Consider the following 16,866-nt stretch of genomic DNA (forward strand, 5'->3'; position numbering starts at 1 on the left):
TCTACCCGAGCCGAGCGGCGTCCCACGCGCTGTCGATGTGGGCCCCTAGGTCCACCGCCGCGGCGACCTCGACCAGGGCGGCAGCGACGATCGACGCCGGTGCCCGATCGAGCACGACGAGTCCGATCGCCGGGCGGGGCCCGTGCTGGACCATCGGCCGCGCGGCGAACCCCGTCGGAACACCGAGTCGCGGCAACCACGCCGTGGACGCAATGGTCGCTCGTCGCGAATGGGCGATGTGGGCATAGAGCGCGTCGACCGACGACGCCTCCACGACGGGGCGGTACTGAACGCCCTCGGTGGCCATGTTGGCGTCCAGGATGCGCCGGTTGCGCATCGTGGTGGTCAGGACACACAATTCCAGCGCCGCCGCATCCGACCAGGCCACTTCCGGTTCACCCATCAATGAGCTGTCGGCGGGGGCGACCAGGACGTACTGCTCCCGGTACAGCTCGACCGCACGCGTCCCCGGCGGCGCCTCGTCGTCGAGATAGGTCAACCCGGCATCGATCTCGAAATCGGCCAGCTGCCGGGCGATCTCGCGTGATGACAGCGCCTCGATCCGCACCGAGGCGGCCGGGTTGCGGTGCAGGAACTCGGTGGTGATGAACGGGCTCGCGGGGACCGCGGTGGGAATGGCGCCCAGCCGGGCGGTCACCGTCAGCCTGCCCCGCATGCGTTCCAGATCGGCGAGCATCTCGTCGCGTTCGGCGATGATCCGCTGGGCCCACGTCACGACGCGGCGCCCTTCCTCGGTGAAACCCTCGAAGCGGTGGCCGCGCTGCACGATGACGATGCCCAGATCTTTCTCCAGGCGGCGGATCGCCACCGACAGCGTCGGTTGGCTGACATGACAGCGCGCGGCGGCCCGCCCGAAGTGGCGTTCGGCCGCGAGTGCCAGCAGGTAGTCCAGGTGTTGGAGCAGGACATCGTTTGCCATCGATAGATACCGTCTATCACTGCATGTGAAATGGCAAATATGCACCGCGCCCGATCGGTGTGCCCGCCCGCCGACGAGGGTTAGCCTGGAGAATATGGCCAAGGATGTCGATGCGAGCTATGACGAGCGAGACGTCACCGTCAGCGGCCCGAAACACGAGGCGGCCGGCGTCAAGGCGGTCATGGTCAGCATGCGGCGCGGCCTCGCCGAGATGGGTCCGCTGCGCACCGCGGCCACACTCGCCCGCCTCAACCAGCGGCACGGTTTCGACTGCCCCGGCTGCGCCTGGCCCGAGGAGCACGGCGGCCGCAAGCTCGCCGAGTTCTGCGAGAACGGCGCCAAGGCGGTCGCCGAGGAAGCCACCAAGCGCACCGTCACCACCGATTTCTTCGCCCGCCACTCGGTGGCGGAGCTGTCCGAGAAGCCCGAATACTGGCTCTCCCAGCAGGGCCGGCTCACCCATCCGATGGTGTTGCGTCCCGGTGCCACCCACTACGAACCCATCGAGTGGGACGACGCCTACCGGCTGATCGCCGATCACCTCGATGATCTGGCCTCCCCGACGAGGCGCTGTTCTACACCTCCGGGCGCACCAGCAACGAGGCCGCGTTCCTGTACCAGCTGCTGGTCCGCAGCTTCGGCACCAACAACCTGCCGGACTGCTCGAACATGTGCCACGAATCCTCGGGCACCGCGCTCATCGACTCCATCGGTATCGGCAAGGGCTCGGTGACCGTCGACGATGTGGTGCACGCCGACGCGATCCTGATCGCCGGACAGAACCCTGGCACCAACCATCCGCGAATGCTGTCGACGTTGGAGAAGGCAAAGGCCAACGGCGCCAAAGTCATCGCTGTCAACCCGTTGCCCGAGGCCGGACTGATCCGGTTCAAGGATCCGCAGAAGGTGCACGGCGTGATCGGCGACGGCATCCCGATCGCCGATGAGTTCGTGCAGATCCGGATCGGCGGCGACATGGCGCTGTTCGCCGGGCTGGGCCGGCTGCTGTTCGAAGCCGAGGACCGCGCGCCCGGAACGGTGGTCGACCGGTTGTTCGTCGACACACACTGCGCGGGGTTCGACGACTACGAACGCCAAACCCGGGCAGTCGATCTGGACACGGTGCTGGAAGCGACCGGGATTGACGAGGCTCAGCTGCGCCGGGTCGCCGACATCCTCATCCGCTCCGAGCGGACGGTGATCTGCTGGGCGATGGGCCTGACCCAGCATCGGCACGCGGTCGCCACCATCGGCGAGGCCACCAATCTGCTGTTGCTGCGCGGCATGATCGGCAAACCGGGCGCCGGCGTGTGCCCGGTGCGCGGGCATTCGAACGTGCAGGGCGATCGCACCATGGGCATCTGGGAGAAGATGCCTGAATCGTTTCTCGCGGCGCTCGATTCACGATTCGGCATCACCAGCCCCCGCAAGCACGGCTACGACACGGTCGACGCCATCCGCGCGATGCGTGACGGACACGCCAAGACCTTCATTGGGATGGGCGGAAACTTCGTCTCGGCCACCCCCGACACCGAGGTCACCGAGGCTGCACTACGCAGTTGCGCTCTCACGGTGCAGATCTCGACGAAGCTCAACCGCAGCCATCTGGTGCACGGCCGGACCGCGTTGATCCTGCCGACCCTGGGCCGCACCGACCGCGACGTCCAGGAGTCGGGCAAGCAGCTGGTCTCCGTGGAGGATTCGATGTCCATGGTGCATCTGTCCCGCGGCAGCCTAACCCCGGCCAGTGACCAGTTGCGCAGCGAGGTGGCCATCGTCTGCCAACTGGCCCGCACCCTGCTGGGCCCCGATCACCCGGTCGATTGGGAAGCGTTCAACGCCGACTACGACCGCATCCGCGACGCCATCGCCGACGTGGTGCCGGGCTGCACCGACTACAACATCCGGGTGCGCCAACCCGATGGTTTCCAGCTACCCCACCCGCCGCGGGACTCCCGCGAATTCCACACCGCCACCGGCAAAGCCAACTTCTCGGTGTGCCCGCTGGAATGGGTTCCGGTACCGCCCGGTCGGCTGATCCTGCAGACCCTGCGCAGCCACGACCAGTACAACACCACCATCTACGGACTCGATGACCGCTACCGCGGGGTCAAGGGCGGACGCCGGGTGGTGTTCGTGAACCCCGACGATATCGCCGCCCTCGGCCTGCACGACGGTGACCGCGTCGACCTGGTCTCGGAGTTCGGCGGCCAGGAGCGCCGGGCGACGGACTTCCGGGTGGTGGCCTATGCCACCCCGGCCGGTAACGCCGCAGCGTACTACCCGGAAACCAATCCGCTGGTCCCGTTGGATCACGTTGCCGCACGGTCGAACACACCGGTGTCCAAGGCCGTGGTGATCCGGCTGGAAGCGGCCGCCCTGTCGAGCGCAGCGACGGGAGACAAAGATGGGTAGGGTCACCGCACGCCGCCGCGCGCAGCATGTGACCGCCGCGGACGCCGTCGCCCGGCCCGAGACGCTGGCCGTCGAGGAACCGCTGGAGATTCGCGTCAACGGCACGCCTCTGACGGTGACGATGCGCACCCCCGGCTCCGATGTCGAACTGGCCCAGGGGTTTCTGCTCACCGAGGGACTCGTGTCCCGGCGCGAGGACATCGCCGCGGTGCAGTACTGCAGCGGCGCGGGTCCGGATGGTCTCAACACCTACAACGTGCTGGACGTGACATTGGCGCAAGGTGTCCCGATGCCGGACGTGGATGTCACCCGCAATTTCTACACGACGTCCTCATGCGGGGTGTGCGGTAAGGCCTCCCTGGACGCGGTGCGGCTGAGCAGCAAGCACGCCCCCGGCGACGATCCGCTGGTCGTCGACGCCGCCATGCTGGCCGCACTGCCCGACAAGCTGCGCGACCGGCAGAAGGTGTTCGCGGCCACCGGCGGACTGCACGGCGCCGCACTGTTCGACGCGCACGGCACCGCACTGGTGGTACGTGAGGACATCGGTAGACACAACGCCGTGGACAAGGTGATCGGCTGGGCGCTGGAGTCCGGCCGGGTGCCGCTCACCGGCACGGTGCTGCTGGTCAGTGGGCGGGCCTCCTTCGAGCTGACGCAGAAGGCGGTGATGGCCGGAATACCGCTGCTGGCAGCGGTATCCGCACCGTCGTCCCTGGCAGTGGATCTGGCCGCGCAGTCCGGTCTGACGCTGGTGGCGTTCCTGCGCGGCGACTCGATGAACGTCTACACCCGGCCCGACCGGGTCCGCCACCAACTCGGAATCTCCACGCTTTCTCCATAGAACCTCCAAGTGCGGGCACCCGCCGATCAGCCAGCATCGTCGGCATGCCGAAGATCCTGATCGCCTCCTGCCCGCCCGTCGGACACATCGCTCCCCTGTTGCGCGTCGCCCGTGGCCTGGTCGCCCGCGGTGACAGCGTCACCGTCCTCACCAGCGCACGTCACGCAGACAAAGTTCGCGCCACCGGCGCCGAACCGCGTCCGCTCCCGCTGGGCGCCGACTACGACGATTCGGCCTTCGACGCGGAACTACCGGGCCGTGCCGAGACCTCAGGTATCGCACGGATCAACTTCGACGTCGAGCACGTCTTCGTGCGCCCGCTTCCCCACCAGTTCAATGCACTGCGGGAACTGCTGGTGGACAATGACTATGACGCGATCCTCACCGATGCCTTCTTCCTCGGCACCTTGCCGCTGCTGCTCGACGACACGGCGGCCCGCCCGCCCATCCTCAGCTACACCACCACCCCCTTGTTCCTGACGAGCAGGGATACCGCACCAGGCGGCCCCGGCATCACCCCCATGCGCGGGATGGTGGGACGGATACGCAACCGTGTGCTCACCTCGGCCGTCCAGAACGTGTTGCTGCGGCCCTCGCACCGGGCCGCCAACCGCATGCTCGCCGCGCTGGGACTTCCGCCGCTGCCGGTGTTCGTCCTGGACTGCGGGGTGCTCGCCGACCGGCTGATCGTGCCGACCATCCCCGAGTTTGAATACCACCGCAGCGATCTGCCCGCTCATGTGCGATTCGTGGGCGCGATCAACCCGCTGCCGAGCGACGATTTCACGGCGCCGCCCTGGTGGGATGTGCTGCACAGCGGACGACCCGTCGTGCACGTCACGCAGGGCACCGTCGACAACGCCGATCTGAGCCGGCTGATCGAGCCCACGATCGAGGCCCTGGCCGGCGAGGATGTCACCGTGATCGTCACCACCGGCGGGCGCCCGCTCTCGCAGATTCGGATACCGCTGCCGGCCAACACCTTTGCCGCCAAGTACCTGCCCCATGACGTGCTGCTGCCTGCAGTGGATGTCATGGTGACCAACGGCGGCTACGGCGCAGTGCAGCGCGCGCTGTCCGACGGGGTGCCGTTGGTGGTCGCGGGCCAGACCGAGGACAAGCCGGAGGTGGCCGCACGCGTCGAATACTTCGGTGCCGGAATCAATCTGCGCACTGGCACCCCGACCCCCACCGAGGTGCGTCGCGCGGTCCTCGACATCCTGGGCAACGGCTCCTTCCGCGACACCGCCCGCCGCATGCAGGGCGCATACGCCGAGCGCGACGGTGTCACCGAAATCGCCGGTGTGCTCGACGAGGTGATCGCCGCACGGACCGCCGAGTTGGGGCGGGTCTGATGGCCGCAATTCTCATCGCCGCACTGTCACCGGTCGGTCACATCGAACCGCTTCTGGCCGTCGCGGCCGATCAGGTCGAACGCGGCAACACCGTGACCGTGCTGACCGGTGCCTCCCACAGCGAGGCGATCCGCTCCGTGGGCGCGACTCCCCATCCGTTGCCCCCGATCGCCGACTTCGACGACCAACAGTTCGATGCGGCGATGCGCGGGCGTGCCTCCCCGCTGAAAGCCATGAACGAGGCCATCGTCCGGCTGTTCCTGCGACCCATGCCGCATCAGGCCGCCGAGCTGTCGAGGGTGCTGGCCGAGCACCGGTGCGACGCGATCATCGCCGACTACGGCTTCTTCGGGGTGCTGCCGATGCTGCTCGGCGATCCGGCCGAGCGTCCGCCGGTGCTGTACTACACACCGACCCCGCTGATGCTCTCCAGCCGCGACACCGCACCGAATGGGCTCGGACTGGCACCGGGGAGCCCGCTGCGCAATCGTGCGCTGACCGTGCTGTCGCAGCGAATTCTGCTGCGCCGGGCACAAAACGCGGCCAACGCCACGCTGAAGACACTCGGTCGACCGCCTCTTCCGGTCTTCCTGCTGGACTGCGGCCGGCTCGCCGACCGGATGATCGTGCCGACAGTGCCCGACTTCGAGTACCCACGCAGCGATCTGCCCGCCCATGTCCGGTTCGTCGGCGCGGTGCACCCCCGCAAGTCCATCGGCTTCCGGCTGCCGCCCTGGTGGCACGAGCTCGACGGCGACCGGCCCGTCGTGCACGTCACGCAGGGCACCGTCGACAACGCCGACCTGAGCCGGTTGATCGAGCCGACCATCGCGGCACTGGCAGCCGAGCCGGTGACGGTCGTGGTGACCACGTGCGGCGGTACCTTGTCTGGTCCGGTGCCGGCGAACACCCACGTCGCCGACTTCCTGCCGCATGACGTGCTGCTGCCCCGGGTGGACGTGATCGTGACCAACGGCGGCTACGGCGCGGTGCAACGTGCCGTGGCGTGCGGGGTGCCGATGGTGGTGGCGGGCAGTACCGAGGACAAGCCGGAGGTCGCCGCCCGGGTCGCCTGGTCCGGGGCGGGCCTCAACCTCAGGACGGGCACACCCGACCCGGCGATGGTGCGCGCCGCGGTACGCGAGGTCCTCGATGATGACCGCTACCTGCGCCGGGCGCGCGAGCTGGAGACGGCCTTCGCTCGGCGCGACGGTCTCGCCGAGATCGCCGTCATGCTCGACGAGGTGATCGCCGAACGGCACCTGAGCTCGTCGAGATAGCCGAAATGGCTGTTCTCCCCGGGGGAAGAACAGCCATTTCGTCTAGGTGCAGCTGGAGCTATGCGGTCTTGTCGCGGCGCTCGTTGCGCGGGGGCTTACGCGGCACGATCGTCGGGAGCACGTTGTCCTGCACGGTCTCCCTGGTGACGACGACCTTGGCGACGTCATCGCGGCTGGGGATGTCGTACATCGCCGGCTGCAGGACCTCTTCCATGATGGCGCGCAGGCCACGGGCACCGGTGCCGCGGTGGATGGCCTGATCGGCGATCGCGTCCAGGGCCTCCGGTGTCATCTCCAGTTCGACGCCATCCATCTCGAACAACCTGGTGTACTGCTTGACCAGTGCGTTCTTCGGCTTCGACAGGATCTGAACCAGCGATTCCTTGTCCAGGTTGGTCACCGAGGCGACCACCGGCAGACGGCCGATGAATTCGGGGATCAGACCGAACTTGATCAGATCCTCGGGCATGACCTCGGCGAAATGGTCCTGGGTGTCGATCTCGGCCTTCGACTTCACCTCGGCACCGAAGCCCAGGCCACGCTTGCCGACGCGATCCGACACGATCCGTTCCAGGCCGGCGAACGCACCCGCCACGATGAACAGCACGTTCGTGGTGTCGATCTGGATGAACTCCTGGTGCGGATGCTTGCGCCCGCCCTGCGGGGGCACCGACGCCTGGGTACCTTCCAGGATCTTGAGCAGCGCCTGCTGCACGCCCTCACCGGAGACGTCACGGGTGATCGAGGGGTTCTCGCTCTTGCGGGCGATCTTGTCGACCTCGTCGATGTAGATGATGCCGGTCTCGGCGCGCTTCACGTCGTAATCGGCGGCCTGAATCAGCTTGAGCAGGATGTTCTCGACGTCCTCACCCACGTAGCCGGCCTCGGTGAGTGCGGTGGCATCGGCAATGGCGAAGGGGACGTTGAGCATCTTGGCCAGCGTCTGCGCCAGGTAGGTCTTGCCACAGCCGGTCGGGCCCAGCATCAGAATGTTGGACTTGGCCAGCTCGACGGGCTCGACACGCGAGTCGCGGCTCTTCTCCTGAGCCTGGATGCGCTTGTAGTGGTTGTAGACGGCGACCGCGAGCGTCTTCTTCGCGGTGTCCTGTCCGATCACGTACCCCTCGAGGAACTCGCGGATCTCGGCGGGCTTGGGGAGTTCGTCCAGCTTGACGTCGTCGGCGTCAGCCAGCTCCTCCTCGATGATCTCGTTGCACAAATCGATGCACTCGTCGCAGATGTAGACGCCCGGCCCCGCGATGAGCTTCTTCACCTGCTTTTGGCTCTTCCCACAGAACGAGCACTTCAGCAGGTCACCGCCGTCTCCGATGCGAGCCATGTGGGGGGGTCCTACTTCCTGTTTGGCTGTCACTCAAAAAATGTGGGTTGCCCCGGGTGTGAACCCGACGCTACCCGTTCGTTCCGTCACGGTGCGACCGAAGGGCCGAATCGCGTCGGTGGTATTTGTTCGCGTGCAGGAGAACATATCTCTCCTGGTGGTCTGCCACCCGTCGGCACGCGGTCCGTGTCCCTGGCGTGTCGTCGTCGTGACGGGATTGGGGTCTTGACCACCTGGTCGGGTCCGATGTGCACCGGCTTCCACAGTACCTGCCGGTCCCAGCCGGCGGCGGCGGCATTTTGAGGCAGACGCCTCATGTACCGGGCGTTGCCGGCGGGCAGCGTGGGCACCATGTCAATCACCCCACTCGCGGCCGCGACCGCGGTACTCGCTCACCCCGTCCTGCCCGACGGTGACGACGAACGGTTCGTCGGTTTCGGCGTCATGGGCTTTCCGTTCGCCAGCGGCCACTATCTGGCGCTGCGCCACTTCCCCGCGACCACGTTCGCCCCGGGCTATCGGTCCGTCTGGCACCGCGACCCCGCGGGGACGTGGACCTTCTATGCCACGACTCCCGGCCAGCAGAGCTGCTCACGCTATTTCAGCGCAGCGACCGAGGAAGCGGTTCAGTGCGATATCGACGTCGCCTGGGTCAGCCCGTGGACCGTGTTCGTCAAGATCGACGGACTGTTGGAGTGGACGGTCGATATCCGCGCCACGCCGATGACCCGTGTCGTCAGTGCGATCGGCCGGGCACTGCCCGAACGGGCCTGGACCAGTCCGACGGCGCTGAGCCTCATCGGCTCGACAGCGGGCACCTTGCTGCGCGCCGGGACCGTCCAGTTGTCCGGTACCGCCCCCAATGGACAACAGTTCATGATCGCTCCGCGCCAGGTGTGGCTGGCGTCTGGGCGCGCGGCATTGCACGGCGAGGATCTCGGGGCGCCGGGGCCGCTACGCCGGCAGGCCGAACTCGCCGATTTCCGGCCGCCGCAACGCGGCATTTTCGTGGTCGGCTCAGGACACTTCGAGACGTATGACCCCGCGGTGCACCGCAGCGCATAATCAGCCGATGGTCTCCCCGTCGGCCGAAACACCCACTCGCGCCGAATTGCTGGCCGCGTTGTCGGTGGCCGTCGATCTCGGTCTGGGGCAGCCCGGCGAACACATGCTGCGGTCTGCGCTCATCGCCACCAGACTGGCCGATCGGCTCGGGCTGACCGGGCCGCAGCGTGACGCCGTGTACTACACGACGCTCATCATGTGGATCGGGTGTCACGCCGATTCCCACGAATACGCACGGTGGTTCGGTGACGATATCGCCGTCCGCCACGACACCTACCAGGTCGAGGCGAAGGGACTTCCTTTTCTACGGTTCCTGCTGCACAGCATCGCCAGGGGCGAGCCGTTGGGGCGGCGACTGAACGTGATGGCCACGTTGTTCGTCGATGCCCGCGGCCAGCTGTCGCAGATGATTCACTCGCACTGCACTTCTGCTGCGTTACTGGCCGACCGGATGGGCCTGGGGCCCGAAGTTCAGGCCGCGTTGGCCTTCGCCTTCGAGCGGTACGACGGCGGCGGCATGCCGGCCGGTGTGGGCGGGGACGCGATTCCTATCCAGATGCGGATCGCCCAGCTCGCCGACCTGGCCGAGGTGCACCACCGCACCGGTGGCGTCACGCGCGCGGTGGCGCTGGCAACTGCCCGTCGCGGCGGGCAGTTCGACCCGCGGGTCGTCGATGTGTTCGTGCGGCATGCGGACGCGATCCTGGCCGGTCCCACGACCGGAGACGTGTGGGCCGCCGCGCTGCACGAGGCGCCCGATCGTCACGAGTGCCTCGATGACGACGGGCTGGACGCCATGTTGATCGCACTCGGCGACTTCGTCGACCTGAAATGTCCCTTCACGCTCGGTCATTCGCGGGCAGTGGCACAACTAGCCGGTGATGCAGCCGCGGTCGCGGGCCTGGACGCGGACACGATCGCGCTGACCCGTCGCGCCGGCCATGTGCACGACCTGGGCCGGATCGGGGTGTCGAACCAGATCTGGTCGAAACCCGGCCCACTGAGCGCGGGCGAGTTCGAGCGGGTACGACTGCATCCCTACCTGACGGTGCGGATTCTCAGTCAGGTGCCCGGCCTGCACGCGGTCGCCCAGATCGCCGGCAACCATCACGAATGCGTGGATGGCTCCGGGTATCCGCGCGGGTTGCCCGGCTCGGCGCTCAGCCTTCCGGATCGGATCCTGGCCGCGGCGGTCAGCTTCCAGTCAGCGTGCGAGCCAAGACCGTACCGCCCTGAGCACAGGCCACAGGACGCCGTGCGCCGACTGCACCGCAGGGTGGCGGCCGGCGAGCTCGACGCGACTGCGGTCGAGGCGGTGCTACAGGCTGCGGGGCAGCGGCCGCGGCGCGCGACGTTACGACCGGACGGACTGACCCCCCGCGAGGTGGATGTGCTGCGGCTGGTGGCCCGCGGGGCGTCGAACAAGGAGATCGCCGCGGTCCTGGTGATCAGTGAGAAGACCGCGCGCAATCACGTCGAACGCACGTACGCCAAGATCGGTGCCTCCAATCGCATCGGGGCCAGCATGTACGCCGTGCGCCACGGACTTGTCGACGCGTGACGCTGCTTCGCCGCGCGAACTGGGGCAAACGCCCCACGCGGAACGGCTCGGCGGTCTGGACGATCAGGTGATGAGCAACTCGACGAACAAAGCAGCGATCAGCCTGACCACCGGCCTGGAGGACGCCGAACGCGTCACCATCGCCTTCCTGATGGCGGTCGGCGCGGCCGAATCCGGCCGCCCGACAATGATGTTCCTGACCAAGGAGGCCGTTCGGCTGGTCGTCCCCGGCGTTGCGGTGGGCACCGCGTGCGACGGTTGCCCGCCGCTGACCGGTCTGATCGAACGCTACGAGAAGGCCGGCGGACGGTATCTGGTCTGCCCGATCTGTATCGACTCCAAGAAGCTGGACTCGAAGAACTTCATCGCCGGCGCAGAACCTGGTGGCACCGTGCAGCTGTGGGAGTGGATCGGCGACGGGGCCACCACCTTCAGCTACTGATCGGTCAGCGCGGTCCCAGTCCCCCGGGGCCGACCGGCCCCGGGCCGATCGGGCCGGGTCCCACCGGCCCTGGGCCCACGGGCCCGACACCGACCGGTCCGACGACGCCACCGACACCGATCGGGCCCGCCGGACCGACGACGGGGTTCACGCCGATCGGTAGGCATTGCACCACCACCGGGTTCCAGTACATCCCGTACGGGCACACCGGATCCTCGGCCAGGCTGATGGCGGGTGCGGCGATCTGAGTGCACAGCCCGGCAGAGAACAAAAACGCGCCGAGCATCGCCCGGCGTCTGTGCGTGGTCATAGTCGTCTCCCTCGGAGTTTCCCGACGCAACAAGAATCGCACGCCTACCGGCCCGGCGTCGCATTTTTGACGTCAACGACAAAAACTCGACCCCGGCTCGCGAAGGCGAACCGGGGTCGAGTGTGTGCGCTGGTGACTATGCGTTCTGCGCCGAGAGCTTCCGGTAGGCCAGAACCGTGTCGATGATCCCGTAATCCATGGCCTCGGCCGCGGTGAGGATCTTGTCGCGGTCGGTGTCCTTGCGGATCTGCGCGGGTTCCTTGTTGGTGTGCCGCGCGAGCGTGGCGTCCATCAGGGTGCGCATGCGCTCGATCTCGGCGGCCTGGATCTCCAGATCCGAGACCTGCCCCTGGATGGCGCCGCCCACGGCGGGCTGATGGATCAGCACCCGCGCGTTCGGCAGAGCCATGCGCTTGCCCGGGGTGCCGGCGGCCAGCAGCACGGCGGCGGCCGACGCGGCCTGCCCGAGGCAGACGGTCTGGATGTCGGCACGCACGTACTGCATGGTGTCGTAGATCGCCATCAGCGAGGTGAACGAACCACCGGGCGAGTTGATGTACATGGTGATGTCGCGGTCGGGATCCAGCGACTCAAGGACCAGCAGCTGGGCCATGATGTCGTTGGCCGAGGCATCGTCGACCTGCACACCGAGGAAGATGATGCGTTCCTCGAACAGCTTGTTGTACGGGTTCGATTCCTTGACGCCGAAGCTGGAGTGCTCGATGAACGACGGCAAGATGTAGCGCGATTGCATCGGGTTCATTTGATTCCTGCTCCTGGTCCCTCACCGTTGACGCTGACGCTCGTGATGATGTGGTCGACAAAGCCGTACTCCAGCGCCTCGGGGGCGGTGAACCAACGGTCACGATCGGCGTCGGCTTCCACCCGCTCCAGGGTCTGACCGGTGAACTCGGCGTTGAGCCGGTTCATCTCCTTCTTGGTCAGGGCGAACTGCTCGGCCTGGATGGCGATATCGGCGGCGCTACCGCCGATACCCGCCGACGGCTGGTGCATCATGATCCGCGCGTGCGGCAGGGCGTAACGCTTGCCCTTGGTGCCGGCGGCCAGCAGGAACTCGCCCATCGACGCGGCCAGGCCCATCGCGTAGGTGGCCACATCACACGGCGCCAACACCATGGTGTCGTAAATGGCCATGCCCGCGGTCACCGACCCGCCCGGCGAGTTGATGTACAGGTGGATGTCCTTGGTGGGATCCTCCGCGGCCAGCAGCAGAATCTGCGCGCACAGCCGGTTGGCGATGTCGTCATCGACCTGGGTTCCCAGGAAGATGATGCGCTCGGCGAGCAACCGCTCATACACCGAGTCGATGAGGTTGAGCCCCGACGCGCCCGATCGCATATCAGTCACGACTGAATACCTGCTTTCTCGTCTACGTACACACGAACACTAACCAACCGGCGCGATCGTGCACTCCCTGAAACGCGCGCTTTCGCTCACAGCGTCACGCGCGCGGCGTCACTCCGCGCTGTCGGCTTCCTCTGCGTCGGCCTTCTTCTCGGCCTTCTTCTTCGCCTTCTTCTCGGCCTTCTTGGCCTTCTTCTCGGCCTCGTCGTCGGCGTCGGCATCATCGGCTTCGACCTCGGCCGGGGCCTCGGCAGCCGCGTCGGCCTCGGCGCCACCGGCCGGTCCGAAGAACTCGGCGGTGTCGATGACATTGCCGTCGGTGTCGGTGACGGTCGCGCTGTGCACCACCGCGGCGATGGTCAGGCCGCGGCGCACATCGGCGAACATCGCCGGCAGCTGGTTGTTCTGCTGCAGCACCTGCAGCAGCTGCTGCGGCTCGATGCCGTACTGACGCGACATCAGCACCAGACGCTCGGTCAGGTCGCCCTGGCCGACCTGGATGTCCAGCTTGTCGGCGACGGCGTCCATCAACAGCTGGGTCTTGACGGCCTTCTCGGCATTGCTCTGGTTGTCGGCGTCGAACTCTTCACGGCTGCTGCCCTGCTCGGTCAGCTGCTCGTTGAACTTGTCCTCGTCGTGGTCGAGGCCGTGGATCGCGTTGTGCAGGGCGTCGTCGACCTGAGCCTTGACGATCGCCTCGGGCAACGGCACCTCGACGTCGTCGAGGAGCACCTCGAGCGCCTTGTCGCGGATCTGCTCGGCCTGCTGGATGCGCTTGACCCGGCTGACCTGCTCGACGAGGCTTTCCTTGAGCTCAGCGATGGTGTCGAATTCGCTTGCCAGCTGTGCGAACTCGTCGTCGGCTTCGGGCAGCTCGCGCTCCTTGACCGACTTCACGGTGACGGTGACCTCGGCCTCCTTGCCGGCATGCTCGCCGGCGGCCAGGGTGGTGGTGAAGGTCTTGCTCTCGTCGACCTTCAGGCCGACGATCGCCTCATCGAGGCCCTCGATGAGCTGGCCGGAGCCGATCTCATGGGACAGGCCCTCGGTGGCGGCCTCGGGCACGTCCTCGCCGTCGACGGTGGCCGACAGGTCGATGGAGACGAAGTCGCCCTCGGCGGCGGGGCGCTCGACACCGGTCAGGGTGCCGAAGCGGGCGCGCAGGTTCTGCAGCTCGGTGTCGACCTCGTCGTCGCCGACCTCGATCGGATCGACGGTGATCTTCAGCGCGCTCAGATCGGGCAGTTCGATCTCGGGACGGATGTCCACCTCGGCGGTGAAGACCAGTTCCTCGTTGTCCTCGAGCTTGGTGACCTCGATCTCGGGCTGGCCGAGGGGCTGCAGTTCGGCGGCGCTGACGGCCTCGCTGTAGCGGCTGGGCAGCGCGTCGTTGACGACCTGCTCCAGCACGGCGCCGCGGCCGATGCGGGCTTCGAGCAGCTTGCGCGGGGCCTTGCCGGGACGGAAGCCGGGCAGCCGGACCTGGGTGGCCATCTGCTTGAACGCGCGGTCGAAGTCGGGCTCCAACTCGGTGAAGGGCACCTCCACGTTGATCCGAACCCTGGTCGGGCTCAACTTCTCGACGGTGCTCTTCACTGCGTTACTCCTTGTATGTGTGGTTCTAGATAGTCGTGCGGTCGGGGTGACAGGATTTGAACCTGCGGCCTTCCGCTCCCAAAGCGGATGCGCTACCAAGCTGCGCTACACCCCGTGCCTAATCCGTGCCTGCCTGATCGGCACGCACGCACGCCGACCACGCGAGATACTACGGGCACGTGTCGTGGAGCAATCAATTGGATTTGATTGCGCCTTCGCCGGTACAGTCTCCGATGCACCGCAAGCGGGCGTAGCTCAATGGTAGAGCCCTAGTCTTCCAAACTAGCTACGCGGGTTCGATTCCCGTCGCCCGCTCCACGTGATAACGGTCCTACCGGCGGAAACGCTGGTAGGGCCGTTTTTTGTGACCCGTGACATTCGCTTCGCATGACCTCTAGGCGGGCGCCTTCGCCGGGGACGCGTGCGAGCGTGGCGCCGACCGCATGGTCACCCCTGGGCGGGACCCCGGCCTGTCAGCTGCCGGGGGTTCGCTCTCGGCTGCGGAATCCTGCGCATCCGCCTCAGCTTCGAGACCCTTCTCGTCGTTCCGACCCTCCGAGGGCGTCTCGGCGGAAAGTCGGTCGGGTTCATCGCTCACGCCCTCAACATCCGAGTCTGCCGTCTCGGCGACCTCCGTCGGCCTCTGTTCGCCCATCCCCTCCTCGGCGCCATCGAACGACACGTCGTCGCGATCACCGCCGCGGGCTTGTGTCTGCTCGGGGTCCGGCCGCTCTTCGGGCCGCTGCGCTCCTGGCACCTCGAACGGCCGCACGCGCTCCGCAGCGTCAGCGGGCGGGTCCGTGTTCGCGACGGACCCCGACCGGCCCTCATCCATCTGCGAAACACGTTCCATCACCGACGTTTTGATCTCAGATGTCGCACTCCGGGTGACAGCGGCCGAGCTCGCGCTCTTACCGGCGCCGACACCCAGTACCGACCCGACGAAGTTCGCCACCGCCTTGATGACCTGCGTGATCAGCTTCGGAACGAAGGCGACCGCCTGGCCGACCGCCCGGACGATCTGCTGGATGAAGGCCGCCAGCGGGTTCACCGGCTGCGCCGTCGTCGGGCGCAGCTCTTTGATCAGGTCGGCGAGGACATCGGCGGCGAGCTTGGGCTGCCAGTCGTGGTCGAAGAGGCCGAGGTTCTTGTCGGGATCCATGCTGCCGGCTTCGGTGTCCCGCGTCTGGTAGATGAACACCGGCCCTGCGCCGTCGATGTTCTGCCAGGTGCGCAGAAGATCCTCGATGAACGCCGCCTGCTGCTCCTGGGTGAGGACCACGTTGCCGTCCAAAGTGGTTGTCGGTTGCCCATATTCGGTGATCCACACCTTGAGATCGCCGTCGCCTTTTTCGATCATCAGCGCACGCAGTTGATCGAGTTGTTCGATCGGGTAATCGAAATGGGGCTGTCCCTGCCCACCGGAGAACGGCATGGAATACAGATACGGGTGGTACGAGAACGCGTCGAAGTAACCCTGGGCGCCCGCGTCGTACATTCCCGCCAAGAAGTCCACCGGGCTCATGGTCGAACCGTCGGGGCGGGTGGGGCCCGCCACCACCGACCCGGCGATCACCACCGCGGACGGGTCGGCCAGCTTGATCGCCTCGTATCCCTCTTTCAGCATTCGGGTGTAGGCAGCGGGGTCGACCGGATCCCAGAACAGGTTGGCGGTCGGTTCGTTCCAGATTTCGTAGGCCGAGATCCTGCCTGAGTATTTCTCGGCGACCTCGCTGACGAAGTTCCCGAACTTCACCGGGTCAGGGTGGCTGATCCACGCCGTCTCCTCCGGCGGCTGAGCCGCACCCGCCCACGGCGGTGTGTACAGGACGGTGCCCAGGATGCCCATGCCCCGCCGGTCGGCCGCATCGACCATCCGGTCGACATTCTCCCAGTTGAAGACGCCTTCTTCGGCTTCGACGTCGGCCCAGAAGATCCCGATCCGGACGTTCTTGACCCCGAGGCTCTGCATCGCGTCCAGAGTCCGTTCGATATCGGTCTCCGACATCAGGTAGAAGTCATGCCCCTCCGCGACGCCGATGGTGCTCGGCGATTCCACGATGGCCGCCACCGGCAGCACCGCGTGTCTCGCCGCGCTCGCAGACCACTCGGTGCCGGGACCTCCGATACCACCGACAAGCGCCATCGACATCCCCGCACTCACGGCGATCAATGCGAGCCGTTGTGCCACACGTACCCGGCTTTGCATTGGGCGCCCCTCTCGCGGGGTCGAAATCGATTGGGTGCCAAACCTAACAGCGCGTCGGAACCGGTTTGCGTGATTTTGCTGTTTCCCGCGAGCACCGACCGCATCCCGCAACAGACCGCCCGTCCGATTCCTGTCGGTACGCTGG

13 protein-coding genes, 2 tRNA genes and 1 pseudogene are annotated in these 16,866 nt (G+C 66.9%); 8 read left to right on the forward strand and 8 right to left on the reverse strand.

Going from position 1 to position 16,866, the window contains the following annotated elements:
• Position 1 precedes the first annotated feature (1 nt).
• Positions 2 to 940, reverse strand: coding sequence for a LysR family transcriptional regulator (locus C6A86_RS19110; RefSeq protein ID WP_105363352.1), 939 nt, complete (start codon positions 938 to 940; stop codon positions 2 to 4).
• Positions 941 to 1,034: 94 nt separating this feature from the next.
• Here C6A86_RS19110 and C6A86_RS19115 point away from each other — a divergent pair.
• From C6A86_RS19115 to C6A86_RS19130, 4 genes and pseudogenes are all read left to right on the forward strand, one after another.
• A pseudogene (locus C6A86_RS19115) lies at positions 1,035 to 3,355 on the forward strand (FdhF/YdeP family oxidoreductase).
• Positions 3,348 to 4,199 carry a formate dehydrogenase accessory sulfurtransferase FdhD gene (gene fdhD / locus C6A86_RS19120; RefSeq protein WP_105363350.1) on the forward strand — a complete coding sequence of 284 codons (852 nt, stop codon included), beginning with the start codon at positions 3,348 to 3,350 and terminating at the stop codon, positions 4,197 to 4,199. Before C6A86_RS19115 ends, fdhD begins: the two are co-directional and overlap by 8 nt.
• A 44-nt stretch (positions 4,200 to 4,243) precedes the next feature.
• Complete coding sequence (locus C6A86_RS19125; RefSeq protein WP_105363349.1) at positions 4,244 to 5,554, forward strand: glycosyltransferase; 1,311 nt, start codon at positions 4,244 to 4,246, stop codon at positions 5,552 to 5,554.
• Positions 5,554 to 6,834, forward strand: a complete 1,281-nt coding sequence (locus C6A86_RS19130) for a glycosyltransferase (protein WP_105363348.1) — start codon at positions 5,554 to 5,556, stop codon at positions 6,832 to 6,834. The genes C6A86_RS19125 and C6A86_RS19130 overlap by 1 nt, the downstream gene beginning before the upstream one ends.
• A 58-nt stretch (positions 6,835 to 6,892) precedes the next feature.
• Here the strand turns inward: C6A86_RS19130 and clpX are convergent, their stop codons facing one another.
• Entirely contained in the window at positions 6,893 to 8,173 is a 1,281-nt protein-coding gene (gene clpX, locus C6A86_RS19135; RefSeq protein ID WP_105363347.1) for an ATP-dependent Clp protease ATP-binding subunit ClpX, read from the reverse strand.
• A gap of 351 nt (positions 8,174 to 8,524) precedes the next feature.
• On the opposite strand from clpX, the gene C6A86_RS19140 reads away from it, so the two are divergent.
• The 3 genes from C6A86_RS19140 (at position 8,525) to C6A86_RS19150 (ending at position 11,241) form a co-directional block, all read left to right on the forward strand.
• A complete protein-coding gene (locus C6A86_RS19140) occupies positions 8,525 to 9,238 on the forward strand; it encodes a hypothetical protein (RefSeq protein ID WP_311100828.1) in 714 nt (237 codons plus the stop codon).
• A 7-nt stretch (positions 9,239 to 9,245) separates the two neighbouring features.
• Positions 9,246 to 10,799, forward strand: a complete 1,554-nt coding sequence (locus C6A86_RS19145; protein WP_233213059.1) for an HD domain-containing phosphohydrolase — start codon at positions 9,246 to 9,248, stop codon at positions 10,797 to 10,799.
• A 70-nt stretch (positions 10,800 to 10,869) separates the two neighbouring features.
• Positions 10,870 to 11,241, forward strand: coding sequence for a DsrE family protein (locus C6A86_RS19150; RefSeq protein WP_105364089.1), 372 nt, complete (start codon positions 10,870 to 10,872; stop codon positions 11,239 to 11,241).
• 4 nt (positions 11,242 to 11,245) lie between these two features.
• On the opposite strand, the gene C6A86_RS19155 is transcribed toward C6A86_RS19150, so the two are convergent.
• The 5 genes from C6A86_RS19155 to C6A86_RS19175 form a co-directional block, all read right to left on the reverse strand.
• Complete coding sequence (locus tag C6A86_RS19155) at positions 11,246 to 11,551, reverse strand: hypothetical protein (RefSeq protein ID WP_105364088.1); 306 nt, start codon at positions 11,549 to 11,551, stop codon at positions 11,246 to 11,248.
• Between the two features lie 136 nt (positions 11,552 to 11,687).
• The gene (locus tag C6A86_RS19160; protein WP_105364087.1) at positions 11,688 to 12,314 is read right to left on the reverse strand and encodes an ATP-dependent Clp protease proteolytic subunit; all 627 of its coding nucleotides are present in this window, start codon (positions 12,312 to 12,314) and stop codon (positions 11,688 to 11,690) included.
• Positions 12,311 to 12,910 (reverse strand): ATP-dependent Clp protease proteolytic subunit, encoded by a 600-nt coding sequence (locus tag C6A86_RS19165; RefSeq protein WP_168145762.1) that lies wholly within the window; start codon positions 12,908 to 12,910, stop codon positions 12,311 to 12,313. Before C6A86_RS19165 ends, C6A86_RS19160 begins: the two co-directional genes overlap by 4 nt.
• Before the next feature lie 117 nt (positions 12,911 to 13,027).
• Positions 13,028 to 14,512, reverse strand: a complete 1,485-nt coding sequence (gene tig, locus C6A86_RS19170; RefSeq protein WP_105364085.1) for a trigger factor — start codon at positions 14,510 to 14,512, stop codon at positions 13,028 to 13,030.
• Between the two features lie 41 nt (positions 14,513 to 14,553).
• Positions 14,554 to 14,627 (reverse strand) — tRNA-Pro (locus C6A86_RS19175).
• Between the two features lie 129 nt (positions 14,628 to 14,756).
• Between C6A86_RS19175 and C6A86_RS19180 the strand changes: the two genes are divergently transcribed.
• Positions 14,757 to 14,830, forward strand: a tRNA-Gly gene (locus C6A86_RS19180).
• 76 nt (positions 14,831 to 14,906) lie between these two features.
• Here C6A86_RS19180 and C6A86_RS19185 read toward each other — a convergent pair.
• On the reverse strand, positions 14,907 to 16,832 hold the full coding sequence (locus tag C6A86_RS19185; protein ID WP_311100829.1) for a beta-galactosidase: 1,926 nt from the start codon (positions 16,830 to 16,832) through the stop codon (positions 14,907 to 14,909).
• Between the last annotated feature and the right edge of the window lie 34 nt (positions 16,833 to 16,866).

The organism is Mycobacterium sp. ITM-2016-00316 (assembly GCF_002968335.2).
In the GTDB taxonomy this organism is placed as follows: Bacteria; Actinomycetota; Actinomycetes; order Mycobacteriales; family Mycobacteriaceae; genus Mycobacterium.